At 66.1% G+C, this 14,763-nt stretch carries 9 protein-coding genes and 1 pseudogene; 4 read left to right on the plus strand and 6 right to left on the minus strand.

What is annotated here, in order from left to right; genetic code table 11:
- Window positions 1–6: 6 nt before the first annotated feature.
- Complete coding sequence (locus tag Nocox_RS13530; RefSeq protein WP_157383453.1) at window positions 7–2,292, plus strand: phosphodiester glycosidase family protein; 2,286 nt, start codon at window positions 7–9, stop codon at window positions 2,290–2,292.
- Between the two features lie 498 nt (window positions 2,293–2,790).
- On the opposite strand, the gene Nocox_RS13535 is transcribed toward Nocox_RS13530, so the two are convergent.
- Entirely contained in the window at window positions 2,791–3,222 is a 432-nt protein-coding gene (locus Nocox_RS13535; protein WP_211212832.1) for a MarR family winged helix-turn-helix transcriptional regulator, read from the minus strand.
- A gap of 198 nt (window positions 3,223–3,420) precedes the next feature.
- Between Nocox_RS13535 and Nocox_RS13540 the strand changes: the two genes are divergently transcribed.
- On the plus strand, window positions 3,421–4,407 hold the full coding sequence (locus tag Nocox_RS13540) for an NAD-dependent epimerase/dehydratase family protein (RefSeq protein WP_020547063.1): 987 nt from the start codon (window positions 3,421–3,423) through the stop codon (window positions 4,405–4,407).
- Between the two features lie 99 nt (window positions 4,408–4,506).
- Here Nocox_RS13540 and Nocox_RS43945 read toward each other — a convergent pair.
- Window positions 4,507–4,602: pseudogene (locus Nocox_RS43945) on the minus strand (hypothetical protein); the annotation flags it as partial.
- 763 nt (window positions 4,603–5,365) lie between these two features.
- Here Nocox_RS43945 and Nocox_RS13550 point away from each other — a divergent pair.
- Window positions 5,366–5,521, plus strand: coding sequence for a hypothetical protein (locus Nocox_RS13550; protein WP_211212833.1), 156 nt, complete (start codon window positions 5,366–5,368; stop codon window positions 5,519–5,521).
- Between the two features lie 277 nt (window positions 5,522–5,798).
- Here the strand turns inward: Nocox_RS13550 and Nocox_RS13555 are convergent, their stop codons facing one another.
- From Nocox_RS13555 to Nocox_RS13565, 3 genes are all read right to left on the minus strand, one after another.
- Window positions 5,799–7,040, minus strand: a complete 1,242-nt coding sequence (locus Nocox_RS13555; RefSeq protein ID WP_026215142.1) for a cytochrome P450 family protein — start codon at window positions 7,038–7,040, stop codon at window positions 5,799–5,801.
- A 43-nt stretch (window positions 7,041–7,083) separates the two neighbouring features.
- A complete protein-coding gene (locus tag Nocox_RS13560; RefSeq protein ID WP_020547067.1) occupies window positions 7,084–7,884 on the minus strand; it encodes an SDR family oxidoreductase in 801 nt (266 codons plus the stop codon).
- 1,011 nt (window positions 7,885–8,895) lie between these two features.
- Window positions 8,896–10,908: a hypothetical protein gene (locus tag Nocox_RS13565; protein WP_020547068.1), complete on the minus strand. Its 2,013-nt coding sequence runs from the start codon at window positions 10,906–10,908 to the stop codon at window positions 8,896–8,898.
- A gap of 160 nt (window positions 10,909–11,068) precedes the next feature.
- On the opposite strand from Nocox_RS13565, the gene Nocox_RS13570 reads away from it, so the two are divergent.
- Window positions 11,069–11,923, plus strand: a complete 855-nt coding sequence (locus tag Nocox_RS13570; RefSeq protein WP_219495500.1) for an HARBI1 family protein — start codon at window positions 11,069–11,071, stop codon at window positions 11,921–11,923.
- Here Nocox_RS13570 and Nocox_RS13575 read toward each other — a convergent pair.
- Window positions 11,897–14,107 (minus strand): NACHT domain-containing protein, encoded by a 2,211-nt coding sequence (locus Nocox_RS13575; RefSeq protein ID WP_157383529.1) that lies wholly within the window; start codon window positions 14,105–14,107, stop codon window positions 11,897–11,899. The genes Nocox_RS13570 and Nocox_RS13575 overlap by 27 nt on opposite strands.
- Window positions 14,108–14,763: the final 656 nt, after the last annotated feature.

The raw sequence follows: 14,763 nt of genomic DNA on the forward strand, positions 1-14,763 counted from the left end.
ATGGTCATGTCCCGTCACGGTTTGATGCGATGGAAAGTCCCCTCTGCCCTGTTATCTGCGGCTCTCGCCCTGGTCCTGGCCGGGCCGTCGTACGCGGGGACGCCGGCGCCCGCCGCCGCCGCGGTCGCCGTCGTGGGCGTCCTCGACGGCCGCACCGAGACCTACCGCGAGACCCAGCCGGTCGCTCCTGGCGTCGAGCTGAGCACGGTCGAGCTGTACGGGCCCGACGGCGCCACCGGGGAGCCCGGCTGGCTGCAGACGTACCAGATGTCCGTCGACCTCAAGGCCGGCGTGCAGATCGGGCGGCTGTTCCCCGGCCAGGTCGCCGCGCGGCGGCCGCTGCTCGACATGGCGCGCGAAGCGGGCGCCATCGCGGCGGCGAACGCCGACTACTTCGACATCGCCGCCTCCGGCGCGCCTTGGGGCGTGGCCGTCCAGGACGGCGAGCTGCTGCAGTCGCCGCTGCCCAACACCAAGGCGACCCAGACGAACCAGACCGCGGTGATGTTCTCCGAGGACCAGGTCGGCGCCATCGGCGAGATCGTCTTCGAGGGCACCGTCAAGCTGCCCGGCGGGACCGTCCCGCTGGACGCGCTCAACAAGGCCGAGCTGCTCAAGGACCAGATCGGGATGTTCACCCCGGTCTGGGGCACGTACTGCCGCTGCCATCCGGTCAGGGGCGTCGCGCGGACCATCGAGGTGGTCGTGCGCGACGGCGTCGTGGCCGAGGTGGTGGACGTTCCCCGCGAGGGCGCGATCGCCGAAGGCGCGTTCGTGCTGGTGGGACGCGAGGCCGGCGCCGACGCGCTGTCCTCGCTGCGGGTCGGCGACCCGGTCTCCATGGACTATGCCCTGCGGGCCCCCGACGACATGAAGGTCAAGGCGGCCGTGAGCGGACGTCAGCTCATCGTCGCGGACGGCAAGCCGCTCGAACTCCCGCCGGAGAACAACACGCCGGAGCCCAGGACCGCCGTCGGATTCTCCGCCGACGGGACCAGGATGTGGCTGGTCGCGGTGGACGGCCGGCAGCCCGAGTTCTCCCGCGGTATCGGGCTGAACGAGCTGGCCAGGATGATGGCCGACCTGGGCGCCCACAGCGCGCTCAACCTCGACGGCGGCGGCTCGACGACGCTCGTCGTGCGCGAACCCGGTCAGAAGCAGGCCGACCTCGTCAACCGGCCGTCCGACGCGGCGGGCACCCGTCCCGTGCCGACCGGGCTGGCCATGTTCCTGCCCAAGGGCAGCGGCAAGGCCAAGGGCTTCTGGGTGAGCACGGCGACGGAACGTGACCGGTTCCCCGGGCCTGAGGCCGCCGCGTCGTGGCGTACCGAACGGGTCTTCCCCGGGCTGACCCGCCGGCTGGCGGCGGCCGCGTACGACGAGACGTACGGTCCCGCCGGCGTGCCGCGCGAGATCAAGCCGCAGTGGCGGGTCAAGGACAGCCGGATCGGCCAGGTCGACCGCGACGGCGTCTTCCGCGCGCTGTCGTCCGGCGAGACGACCGTGACGGCCAGGCACGGCAAGGCCGCCGGAGACATCGACCTCACCGTGCTGGGCCGGCTGGCCCGACTGGAGACCGGCACCCGCCGCGTCAACCTGCCGAACACGGGCGCCCAGGGAACCTTCGAGGTCAACGGCTCGGACTCCGCCGGGTACGCGGCCCCCATCGACCCCGCCGACGTCCACCTCACCTACGACAAGGCGGCGCTGGACGTGACCGCGACCGGCACCGGCGCGTTCACCGTCACCGCGCGGGCCGCCGAGGGCGAGCACGTCGTCACGGTGTCCGCCGGCGGCGTGCGGACCGAGCTGGTCGTCGGCATCGGGACGTCCCAGGACGTCGTGGACACCTTTGACGACACCTCGAACTGGAACTTCTGGAGCCTGCGCGCCACGGGCACCGCCTCCTCCACCCCTGACGGTCACGTCGGCAACGGGCTGAAGCTGGACTACGACTTCACCCAGAGCACCGAGACGCGCGGCGTCGGCATCTGGCCGTCCGCCAACCTCCTCCCGGTGGCCGGCCGGCCGACGGCGTTCAAGCTGTGGGTGAAGTCGGAAGGCCACGACCAGCGGACCCGCCTGGAGGTCGTCGACCGCAACGGCACCCTGCACACGATCGAACCCGCCTTCATCACCGAACCCGGGTGGCAGCAGATCATGTACGACCTGCCGGACACCATGGCGTACCCGGTGAGCCTGCGCCGCATCTTCTTCAACGAGATCAACCCTGACGCCCGCTACACCGGAACCCTGATCCTGGACGAACTGACCGCCGTAGCCGCCGGCTGACCGTCCGGACGCGGCACGGACCCCATTGATCAGCGGCCCTGCGAAGGTCTTCATCACCATGATGCGCCGTTCGCACACTTCTCGACGCGGCTATGCGTCGCGACAGGGCCTTGCCCCTCACGCCAGCCGGATGCGGATGAGCAACCGCCGAGCAGTCGTGGGTAGGCGATGGGCGCGCTCTTGACAGGGATGCCTTGTAGTCACCTCGGAAGCTGTGCAATGCCTGCTTGACGTGCATGGACGCAGTTTCCGGGGTTCGTGGCAGACGTGGACAGCCTGCAGCCCTGATTCGGCGGCCTCACGTGTCAAAGGCAGCGTTGAGGTGGCCGCATCGACGTCACCATCTGCCGGGTCTTCGTTCGAGTTCTTTCAGCTGGTTCACGCCGAAATCTCACGACGACGACCATGCGGTCATGGAGCGGCCGGGTCGGATTGCCGTGGTCGCGTCGGCCCGGGCGGGGGCGGACCCCCGCCCGTCGGCGAACTCGGTTCCGCTCGTCAGTCGCCGGCGTCCGACGCCTGGTCGCCGCTGAGAGTCCGCAAGATGTCGACCAGTGTCGACATCTGCTCGAAGGTGAGTGGCCTGAACAGCTCTTCCGCCGCTAGTTCGTAGCCGGCCGTCCAGTCCTGAGCCAGTGCGGCCCCTTGCTCCGTCACATGAAGGAGTACGGACCGGCGGTCGTCCGCGCTGGTCTGGCGTTCGAGCAGTCCGTCGCGGACGAGCGCGTCGACCAGGGTGGAGGCGGTCCCCTGGGCGATGCCGACCGCGAGAGCGAGTTCGGTGAGACGAACAGGCTGCGAACGCGCCACCTCCACCACCAGGCGGGATCTCGGCGTCGACACCCCGTGCTCGCCCAGCCGCTCGTTGAAGTGACGTACGAGAACCTTCGCCGTACGACTGAACTCGTCGGCGACCTGTGCTGCGGTCACGCTCTTCCTCGCGTGTGGCATCGCCCACCTACCTCCTGCTTGACGTACCCATCGTACGGGGAGTTACATAGACGTAGATGCATTGACGTCAAATTATTTGATGGCAATGCACCTGGGGGGGCGGCCGGGGTCGCGTGCCGAGCGGCCCCGAACCAGGAGCCCGCGAAGAGTGCGTGCCCAACCACAAGGAGTGGAAGTATGAAGATCTTCGTCACCGGCGGCAGCGGTTTCGTCGGCAGCGCTCTCGTCCATCGCCTCCTCGCCGAAGGACATGAGGTCATGGCACTCGCCAGATCGGGTTCGAGCGTCCAGCGCGTACGTGCGGCCGGAGCCGAGCCCGTTCCCGGCGATCTCGCCGACCTCCGCCAGGCCGGCTCCCCAGCGCCGAGGTGGATCGCCAAGCTGCAAGAGGCCGACGCGGTCGTGCACGTCGCGGCTCACATGGAGTTCTGGGGGCCCGACTCGCTCTTCGAACGGGCCAATCACATGCCGACGGTCGCCCTGCACGCCGCGAGCGTCGCGGCCGGGGTGCGACGCTTCGTGCTCGTCAGCGCCGCATCCGTCTCCACGGGCAGCCAACGTCGTCCTGTCATCGACGAGTCGACCCCTGAAGGCCGGCCGAACATCGCCTACAGCCGTGTCAAGCTGGCCACCGAGCGCGCACTCCTGGAAGCCCGCAGCGGGAACACCGAGCTGGTGGTGCTCCGCCCGCCGTTCATCTGGGGCCGGGGAATGACGACGATCAGCGAAATGGCCGAGGTCGCCGAGGCCGGACGGTTCGCCTGGATCGACAACGGCACGCACATCGTCGACTTCGTGCACGTCGGCAACCTGGTCGGCGCCGTGCTCCTCGCGCTCACCCGGGGCCGCCACAAGGGGGTCTACTACGTAACGGACGGCACGCCGATGCCCATTCGCGACTTCCTCACTCCCTTGCTGGCGACCCGCGGCGTGGATCTGTCCAAGAGCCGCAGCGTCCCTCTGGCGATCGCGGCGCCCATGGCGGCGATGATGGACCGCACGGCACGCCTGCTTCGCCGGAAGTCGGCGCCCCCGCTGACGAACTGGCTCGTGAGCTTCACCGGCCGGGACCGTTCCTACGACATCACCGCCGCGCGGACGGAGCTGGGCTACTCGCCCGACGTGACCCTGGAGAAGGGCCTGGCGGAGATGAGCTTCTCCTGAGCCGGGCGACGGCGTGATGACGCCCGGGTCCGGCGCACCGGCGGCGACGTGGTACGCGGTCGTCAGGCCGATGACGTCGAGGATCTGGAAGGGACCGAACGGCGAGCGTGAGGCGATGCGCCAGGCGACATCGACGGTCACCGGGGTGGCGACGCCGCCCACCCGGAGCTTGCCCGCCGCGAACAGGAGCGGCACCAGGAGAGAGTTCAGGATGTAACCCGCCTGCCAGATCAGGTTGGCGCGGTGGATGGCCAGGAAGCGGTCCGGCCGGCGGGTGGAGTCCTTGAGGTCGCTGGGAGGCTCGACCAGTGTGCCGATTGCCGAGCCCTGTGCACCTCCGATGATGTTCCAGGTCGCCCTCCCAGTGGCCGACGGTGTTACGTTCGTTGACCTCCAGCGGCTGCTCCGTGAGCAGCTTCATGTTCTTGATCTTGCCAGGGTTCGGAACGCCGCGGCGTTGCCGTCTGCGCCGCACGCGGCCAGTGCGGGGACTGTACGAAGAACGGCTCTGGCCCGTAATCGGTGGTGGCGTTAAGTGATCATGTGCAGATGGGTAGATCAGCAGCTCGGACGGTGGTGATCCAGGCGGTGGCCTTGGCGCCGTTGCCTTCGGCCGGGGTGAGGAGCTTGGGCCACGGTCAACCCAGCCCGGCCCGCCGGCGTCCGCGAACAGACCACCCGCGAGCGCTGGCAGCAGATCCACGACCTACGCAGATCGCGTCGCGGGCCAGGACCTGGTCGAACTCGATCCCGACGCCGTGAACGCCGCCCTCACCCTTCCCCACCACAACGGCCGGCGCAGCCTGCTGGCAAACGCACAGCCCGGGAGACGACGTGACTCACGCGTGGCTCACCGTGACCCACGATCAGATGACGCGACTACAGTTCCGCGTAAAGCCGCAGGTCGGCGTGGTAGGGCGGGTGGGACTTGAACCCACGACCCATGGATTATGAGCCCGTGACCCTGCCGTTCGGGATCACGGGCGGCGGTCTGCCGGTCGGCGTGCAGCTCGTCTCCCGCTGGTACGACGAAGCGACCGTTTTACGCCTGGGTCGTGCCCTTGAGCAGGTCAGCCCCGTGCACGGTCGCGGCCCTGACCTCACTTGGCCGTGAGGATACGACGTGTTGGTCTCACCACGCCCGACGAACTCGATCCAGAGGCTTCACGCCGTGCCGGAAACCGTGCGCAGGGTGGTGATGTCCTGGCAGCGGACGGCGGTGACGTCGGCGCCGAGCCGGAAGCGGTTCAGGGCGGCGGACGTCCGCGTCGGCGAACTGGAGCGCGCGGCCGCCGCGCTGCCGGCAGCTCAGGAACCTGCGCCTCCCCTGACCTCCGTCCGCCGCACATCATGACCGGGAGGCCGGCACGGCCCGGGAAGCTCGCGCCGGGTCAGGGGGCGAGCCTGACGGGCAGGGCGCGGTACCCGTTGGAGACGAAGGACTCCAGAGGGAGCAACTCGCCAGGTTCGGCGGCCAGGGTCAGATCCGGGTAACGCTCGAAGAGCGCGGGGAGCGCGATCGCGGCCTCCAGCCTGGCCAGCGGCGCGCCCAGGCAATGATGCACGCCGTGACCGAATGCCAGGTGGTCCTTGACCGAGCGGGCGACGTCGAACCGGTCGGCGTCCGGCCCGTGGACGAGCGGGTCACGTCCGGCGGCCCCGTAGCAGGCGAGGATGGCATCGCCCGCGCGCAGCGTGACGCCGTCGCCGATGCCGATGTCCTCGACGGCGAAACGCAGCGGCAGGTTCGGCACCGGCGGCTGGTGGCGGAGCGTCTCCTCGATCACGTCCTCCCAGGTGACGTCCCCGGCGTGGACCCGGCCGAGTTGGCCGGGGTGGGTGAGCAGCGCGACGATCGCGTTGCCGAGCAGGTTGACGGTGGTTTCGTGGCCCGCGCTCACGAACAACGCCAGCGTGTCGACCAGCTCGTCCTCCGACAGCGGCGGCGCCTCGTCGTCGCGGGCGGCGATCAGGGCCGAGGAGAGGTCGTCGCCGGGGCGCTCGCGCTTTTCCGCGACCAGTTCCCGGAGGATCCGCTGCAGGCGCGGGAAGGCGGCGGCGGTCTCTTCGGGTGACTTGCCGATGTTGAACAAGGCGTCCACGCAACGGGACACTTCCTCACGGGTGCCCTTGTCGCTGATGCCGAACAGCTCGCAGATCACTCTGATCGGTAGCTGGTAGGCGTAGCGCTCACGCAGATCCACAGGCCTGCCCGGAGGGAGGCCGGCCAGCTCGTTCAGCAGGTCTGCGGTGATGACCTCGATGCGCGGACGCAGGTCTGCGATGCGTCGTACGGTGAAGGCGCCGGCGATCAGCCCGCGCAGCCGGCGGTGGTCGGGACCGTAGGCGGTGAGCATGTTGCGCACGGCGACCCATGCGAACAGTGGCCAGTCCGGCGGTATCTCACCGTTGATCCACGCCGGCCAGTGCCGGTAGGCGTCCTTGGACACCCGCGGATCGACGAGCAGGCGCCTGAGCAGCCTCTGGTCGCTCACCGCCCAAGCCTGCACCCCGCCGGGCATCTCCACGAGGGCGACCGGGCCGATGGCGCGGATGAGCGCGGCCTCGCCGAGGACGTCGCGGCCACGGGGATCAATGACGAAGGGGGCGACGTCGGCATGGCTGTCCATCATCTACTCCAGAGTCACGGTCGGTTATGCGCAGTGTCGATGACGCTCAGGCCATGCCGCCGTTGGCGAAGATGACCTGGCCGTTGATCCAGCGGGCGGGGCCGGCCAGGAAGGCCACGATCTCGGCGGCGTCTTCGGGCTCCCCGAGACGTTCGAGCGGGTTGGCGCGGGCGAGGCCGGCGATGAGTTCTTCGCTCTTGCCGTCGAGAAAGAGCGGTGTCGCGGTCGGCCCTGGGGCGACGACGTTGACGGTGATGTCCTTTCCCCGCAGCTCACGGGCCAGGATCAGAGTCATGCCCTCCACCGCGGCCTTGCTGGCGGCGTACGCGCCGTAGGTGGGCAATTGGGTACGCGTGATGCTGGTCGAGAAGTTGATCAGCGCGCCGCCACTGCGCAGCCGGTTGGCCGAGAGCTGGGAGACGACGAACGTGCCACGGATGTTGGTGCGATGCATACGGTCGAGGTCGGCCAGGCTGAAGGTGGCGATCGGGGCCAGCACCATGATGCCCGCGGTGTTCACCACGACGTCGATCCCGCCGAACGCGGCCTGCGTCGCATCGAACGCAGCGGCCATGTCGGTCTCGTCCGCCACGTCCCCGCCCACGGCGATGGCTTGCCCGCCCGCGTGCTGCACCTCGGCGACGATCGACTTGGCCCTGCCCTCGTTCCCGGCGTAGTGCACCGCGACGGCGAGGCCCTCGGCGGCGAGCCGCTCGACGACGGCGCGGCCGATGCCACCCGAGCCGCCGGTGACCAGAGCGACCCTGCGTGTGGTGTCGGGGTTCGTGTACTGGAAGGCCGGGTTTAGCGCCGGAGGGTGCTCAGCGGAGCCATCAACGAGTACCACCGAGCCGCCTAGCTGTTCCGAAGAAACACCAGCTCAGACCACATGCACGAGTTTTGAAGCGGTATAGGCCCGCGCCGCCGCAGAATCCACCGCCGCCCTCGTCAACACCGCAGCCACAGGCGCCCAGACCGCCCGGCTGATCACCCTGCCGACCCACCCCTGAGGTAGCACCACCTGAACCATCGAACCTAGGCAGGCCCGCCGATCTTTTGGGTGGGCCTGTCTCTTTGTCTTCACAGGTTGTCGCACAGGTAGTGCAGCCGATCGATCTTCAGGCTGCTTGGAACGGGCCGAGAAGAGCGCTGCGAGGAGCAGCGGATCTTTTATCTGCTGGTCACGAGCGGTGTGATGGCAAGACGAGCCGACTTGGACAGGGCTTGACCGTCCATCAAAGTGCTGCTGATCAGCGACGCCGTACAGGCCTTCTGGCTTGATCTTCCGTTGGTCGTCATGAGGTCTGAGCTGACGATGGCGTTCTAAATGATCTACCGCGCTACACGGCCCGTACACAAGAGCAACCACCGAGCAACCAGCCATGATCAACAACGTGATCCGAGGCCGGCGAGAACCGAGAAAGCCCAGGTCGAACGCGGTATTAGTGAGTAGGGCGGGTGGGACTTGAACCCACGACCCACGGATTATGAGTCGGTTCCTTTGATGTCGCCCAGCGCCGCGGAGTGTTGTTTTGTATCGCTGTGAGCGGGATCCTCCCGGCCGGTGTGTCGGCCTGTGCCTATGTGTATCGCGCTGTATCGCGTACACGCGAGCAACCACCGAGCAACCATGCGTTCTTGACCGTCGATATTATGTCTAATTCATCCCTTTGGGCTTGGTCGTAAAAAGGGTGGCTGTCCGGTGACGATCAGGATGTGCGAGCAGCCATGGAGCAGCCGGGCGACCCGGCACAGGATGTCGAGGAACGTTCTCAACGGCACATGAATGGAGCCTCTCAACTGCAGTTCGACATCAGACTAAGTGGCGTGAGCCCCCGACTGTGAGTATTTGCTTTACCTACGCTGGCTCAAGCGGTATGTCTCTAGGCAAGTTCCAGGAAGTCTCGTTTGAGCTGTCTCCAGCAACGTGCAGGGTGCGCACGTTGGCGTCAAGCAGTCGAATGCTGGTTCCGTCAAAAAGATATGACGCCGAGTAGCTGCGAGAGAACGGCTCCCCATCGGGGGGCCGTTGATATTCGGACACGGTAGTCTCCTTCTCCGCCAGAACTGTCCACAGCAGGCACTGCCCGCTCGCAGCGAGCGCCGCGCTAAGTGCTTCAGCGGTGACATGTACGGTGTCGGGACCCACTCCGCGGGCCGCGAAGCTCTCCACCACCAACGTGCCCGCTCTTCCCCACTGGAAGTCGCCGATACGCTCTAGGCCCAACGCTGAGCAGAACGCCGTCGACGGCAGAAATGTGTAGAGGTGTTTGCTTGCCGACTGGTCCCAGTCGTTGACGCCGCCGTATCGGGTCGTCGCGACAATGAGGCCCCCCGGTAAGGACATTTCCCCGTAGCGGGTGCCGTTTCGATCTTCCAGGTCAGGCCAGTCGGACTTGTACGGGTGATCGGCGAGCAGCAGACCGGACGGGCTCCCTGACTCGGGCATCCATCGGCCATAGAAGTCTTTACCTTCGGCCCATTGCGCCCATACGTCGGCGTCCGCCGCGTCGATGAGGTATGAGCGGATTTGGGCCCAAATGGTGTGGTGAGGTATGCCCGCGGCCGCGTCGTCTGGGTTCTGTGGCTGCGACCACTGATAATGGCCCTCCAGCACCAGCCAGGTTATGCCTGCCGCGTTCGTGCAGATGAGTAGACGGTCGACCGGCGGGCTGTGCTCGTCGTTGGTCACCCACTCGGGATCGAGGTGCTCTGGGAAGGTTGCGGCGACGGATGCGTACCAGGTGGCCGGAGTGTCCGCGTAGACCCGATTCTCGGCTCGGCGTTGCAGCATCGTCGGGTCGATGTCGTGGCCGTGGATGTCAAGGGGCGTCTCGTAGCGCGTTCGCCGGTCGTCGCGGCGGCTCGGGTTGAGTCCATAACGGTCGGTCATTCGACCGACGAGTTGGTTGAAGGCTATCCAGAGGTACTTCTGTGCGTATCCATCGTGCTTCTTGCCATCCGGCGACGAGGCTCGCGGAAGGTTCCGGTCGATGATGCCGAAGCGCTCCGGTGTCCATCCGAGTTTAAGAGCCTGCTCGAATAGGATTGTGCCGAGGTAATCGGCATCGATCTCTTCATCGAGCTTGAAGCTGCGGACCAGGGAGCCGACAACGTATTTGCGGAAATCGTCGAAGTCGGACATCGCGGGATGGTGGATAGCGCTATACCTATAGTTCGGTGGCCCGGCTAGCTCTTCGACCTCGGCCGGTGACCGTTGCGGCGCGATCCAGTCCGAGGCATACGGCGGGTGGACGCGCGTGGCGAGGCCCTCAATACTGGGCTGCCAGCCGTGGTCCAATGCAGCGTCCATCGCGCGACGTGCATAGTCTCGGCTGAGGTAATTCTGTGGCCAGTATCGTCGGCCAAGGGTGAAGTTGAGTACCGCTTTGGCGATGCCGATTGCGGTATTCGGGCTCAAGGTACGTTGGGCGATACCGCAGCCAGCCGCCAGCAATCGCTCCTCGATGTAGTCGTCGCCGCCGTTGACAAAGCCTTGCAGAATCGAGTCGTAGAGATGCGGCGCCGGCTCCAGCAGTGCGATGATTGCTTTTGTGGCGTCGTCTCGCGTAGGGCGATGAGAGGATGACAACGTCCAGCAGAGAGCGAGTGCCGCGAGATAGCGGGTCTCGTCGTTGGCATCGGTGCTGGCCTCCGACCACGCCCAATCAATCAAACCGGGGAGATGACCGGCGAGCTCGTCCTGTCGGTCACAAAAGTATGACCAGGTTACGTCCCGTTCAGGCAGGGTGAGCTCGGCGAGTTGACGGTGCAGCCACTCGGCGTTGAGCGGATGGCCCGGTACGGTGGCAACCTGCAGCACGGCGGCGTTGGCGTCATCGGTGAAGTCCGGGTTGCATTGGAGCTCCATGACGATCTCCGCAGTGCGATCACTGAGCCGTTGTCGGTAACGAACAGTTGCTGTGCGTGATCTCCTTGGACCCGGCAAGCCAACCTAGTGATCAGCAAGCGTAAAGCCCCTGGTAGAAGTGGTCTTGACTAGAGATCAACTTCAGAACCAGAGGCTTCACGTGCCCACTAGTGTCACATACACCGCGACCCTCGACGTACGTCGCGAGACTGTGCTGTTCCTGGCCGCCCTGCTGCACACTGAACGCCGCCGTCGCGGCACCCGCAAAGGACGCCGGGCGCTGGGCTGCTTCGCCCAGGCAGTCTTGATCCTTCGCTGGTTCCTCGACAACACCCGGATCAAGCAACTGGCCACCGACCACCACATCAGCCGCAAGACCGCCTACCGCTACCTGCACGAAGGCATCGACGTCCTGGCAGCCCACGCCCCCGGCCTGCGGCAGGTGCTCGACAGCGCAGCCGACACGGGCCTGACTCACGTCAACCTCGACGGCATCGTCATCGCCACCGACCGCGTCGCCACGCCCGGCCCGAACGGCGCCGACCTGTGGTGGTCGGGCAAACACAAGCACCACGGCGGCAACATCCAGGTGATCTCCGCCCCGGACGGCTGGCCGTTGTGGGTCTCCGACGTACGCCCCGGCCGCGAACATGACATGACCTGCGCCCGCACCCACGGCATCATCGCCACCCTGGCCACCGCGCGGGACACGGTGCCGGCCCTGGCCGACCTGGGATATGAAGGCGCCGCCGACGTCATCCGGGTGCCGGTGAAGAAGAAGCGCGGCCAGGCCATACTCAGCGACGACCAGCACACCTACAACAAGCTGCTGCGGGGCCTGCGCGGCGTCGGCGAACGCGCGAACGCCCTGCTCACCGTCACCTTCAAGGCTCTGCGCCGAGTCAGCCTCGACCCCTGGCGCATCGGGCAGATCGTCCGAGCCGCACTCGTGCTACTGCACCGCGAGCACGATTGGACCATATCGGCATCACACAACGCGATCTTCGGTTACTGAGAACGACTCACTGACCGCTTCGAGCTTCCGCCAACCGAGGCTGAGCAGAAAGTCGGCATGAGCATCCGGATGATACTCAGCGGTCGAGATCTGCAGTATGTCGATCAATTCGACGCCGAACACCTCGGGAAGAACCGCGGCTAGGGCCTGCAACACCCCCGCATTGGTGAACCATCGCTCGGCCAGCCGGCTCACTTCAGCCTTCGCCCCATCAAGGCCGTCCGCCGCGATCAGCTTCGCCAGAGCGATGTCACCGAGCCGCTCGTATCCGAATCTGATGTACTCGGTCCCGTCGATCGAGAGGTTTGCTAGGACGGCCTCCTTCAGCAGGCCGTTGAGCAGACTCTGGCTCCATTTACGGTCCGGAAGTAGCGCTGACGTGATGCGGTCGACGTCCGCCCTGAGCAGCCTGCGACCTTGGGCGTGCATGGCAGCGGCGATTTGCTCGACGGCGCGACGGACGAGCTCGCTGGTGCGGTCATAGTCGCAGCGTTCCTCGGCTGAGAGTCGAATGTCCATCGCGTCGAGAAAGCTGTCGTAGATCCACGATGTTCCGATGCCTGTGCGAGGGAAGCGGCGCTTTCCGCTGGTCATCAGTGCCGTGCAGAGGAGTTTGAGGAACAGCGGATTGGTGAATTCGGGGTCCATCATCGGGAATGAGGGCCGCTCGATGCCGTACCAATCGAGGAACTGCCGAATTGCGTCGCGAGGAACCTCCTCGAATCCAGTGTGTTGAAACACAGGGAGCCGAGCCTGCAATATATCCGACAACGTGTCGGCGAGAAATTCGGTGCGACAGGAGAGGACAAGTCTGATGTGACGGTACTTGGCGACGTCGTTGAGGAAGCTGGACAAGTATTTGTTCCACAGCTGCCGGTCGGCCGATTCATTCAACCCGTCGATGACGATTAGGCCGATTTCGCCGACGGCCTGGCAGGCCGCGTCAAAGGTGGTCAGTAGCTGGCTTGCCGGGTTTTGAAATCCGATGATCCTACCCAGGTCGGCTTCGATGGGACCGTGTTCGAACTGCTCACCGAGCGCAATGATCGTTGGTAAGGCGTTCGCGGCACGCGTTTTGGCGAGGTCGCACAGTAGGTGAGTCTTTCCCGCGCCGCCCGTGCCGGTGACGAGGATGGCTGCTGCCTCGAAGCCACGCCATGCACGACCGGCGCGCAGCTCGTTCAGCTCGGCAACCGCTGATCGAATCGCCGCGAGCTGGCCGTAGAGGCTGCCCGCGTTGTCGGTGTAATAGCGATCCTTGAGGCAATGCTGCCGGAGCAGGTCCGAGACGCTCGCTGAGGGAGCCTCCATGGCCTCGATCGCTGGGGTGAAGTCGGGCAGCACCCCATGTGGTTGCCGGGCCTGCCTTGCGGCTTCGGTTACTAGCTCTTCGAGGCCATCGAGGCGCTCGTTTAGCATCGCGATCGCGGGCTCGAACAAGTCTGGGCGTTCTCTGGGCACCGACAGGCCATAGATGCCGCGGGCCTTGCGGAGGGTAGCCAGTGCGTTCCGAATGTCGTGTTCGAACGCAGGGGTGTGGGCCAGGCCGTCGAAGACGGCGCGGATGGGTAGTTCCACGTTCAGTGCGGGGCTGTATCGGCCGCCTGCGTCGGCTTCGGCCCGAGCCGCAATCTGTCGGAGTCGATCTTCCGAGAAGACGTCCAGATCGAACCAGTAGCGCAGTCGCCCCGCTTGCGACGGCTGGAGCAAGCACTCGTTGAGTTGGGTCTCGCCGATGTATTCGAACGTCACCGCCCTACCTGCCGATACGGCGGCGGTTTCCCATCTCCTGACGTGCTCGTTCCATTTCGTCCACGCACTCTTCGTCTTGGCGGTATCACCGCCGGGCCGGTTGTACGGCATGAGCACGTAGTATCGCTCAAGAGTGGGCTCGGTCGTCAGGACGCGGCGAATCGACTTGTCGATCTGCGCGAGAGCGTCGTCGTCAAGCGTGAACAGGTACTTCGCCTGCCATCCCCAGACCGCGCCGCCAGGCAGTTCGCCTCGTCCTTCCCGTCCCCCGTCGGGGTTGCCAAACGTGGTAAACGTCGTGCTGGACGGCCACGTGACCAGACAGCCGTAAATCATTAGCTGGTTACCGAGCTCCTCGAACCCGTCACGACGCGACCCTGACGGCGCCTTGCCGCGGATCTGATGCCAGTTGATCTCAGGGAGTTGAGTCACGGAGTCTCGCATTTCGGCGGCAGAAACAACGCTAGGCACGGTCCAAGGTGGTCACTTTAGTGGCCGTTCCGCCTCATTTGCCACATCCCGATCGACCTGAAAGCTCGGCAACTGCGAGGATCGAGGCGAGGTCGAGTTCCCCGTGACCCTGCTGCAAGTGGTCGTACGTGGCAAAGGCGTAGCGCGATGGCTGGCGTGGAAGAGAAACCTCGCCCGCCCAGTCGTCGATCCACCTAGCCGGAGTGGAGCGCAGCGGGCGAGCCCGGAGCGGGCCGCCCCCTTGCCTCTCCACGTTGATCCACAGGAAGAAGTTCGGGCTGTCGAGCTTGTCGAGCGACGCGTAAGGGTGTTGACCCTCGCGTCCGCGCCCACTGCGACGTTGCTGGACGACGCTGATCGAGTTTCGACGTAGACCGCGCCGCCGTCCTTCTCTGCGCGGAAGTCCGCGCGGTGATTGATCCCGTCGACTTCCGGATGGCAAGTCACGGTGTAGCCCATCCGGAGAAGGCACTCATGCAGGTACAACTCGAAGAAGGCTCCCTGGAATGCCGGTTGTCCCTGGAGTGCAGCCGTCCCCTGACGTCCGCATGGGCGTCCGAGCAGAGCCGAACGAACCAGTCCTCGATCAGGTCCCCACCTGGCCCCAGAATGGGCCT

It is taken from the genome of Nonomuraea coxensis DSM 45129, assembly GCF_019397265.1.
GTDB classification, from domain to species: Bacteria; Actinomycetota; Actinomycetes; order Streptosporangiales; family Streptosporangiaceae; genus Nonomuraea; species Nonomuraea coxensis.

Coding starts and splice junctions, on each gene's coding strand:
- Nocox_RS13530 (WP_157383453.1), top strand. CDS start 7: ATGTCCCGTCACGGTTTGATGCGATGGAAAGTCCCCTCTGCCCTGTTA.
- Nocox_RS13565 (WP_020547068.1), bottom strand. CDS start 10,908: ATGGAGCTCCAATGCAACCCGGACTTCACCGATGACGCCAACGCCGCC.
- Nocox_RS13555 (WP_026215142.1), bottom strand. CDS start 7,040: ATGATGGACAGCCATGCCGACGTCGCCCCCTTCGTCATTGATCCCCGT.
- Nocox_RS13540 (WP_020547063.1), top strand. CDS start 3,421: ATGAAGATCTTCGTCACCGGCGGCAGCGGTTTCGTCGGCAGCGCTCTC.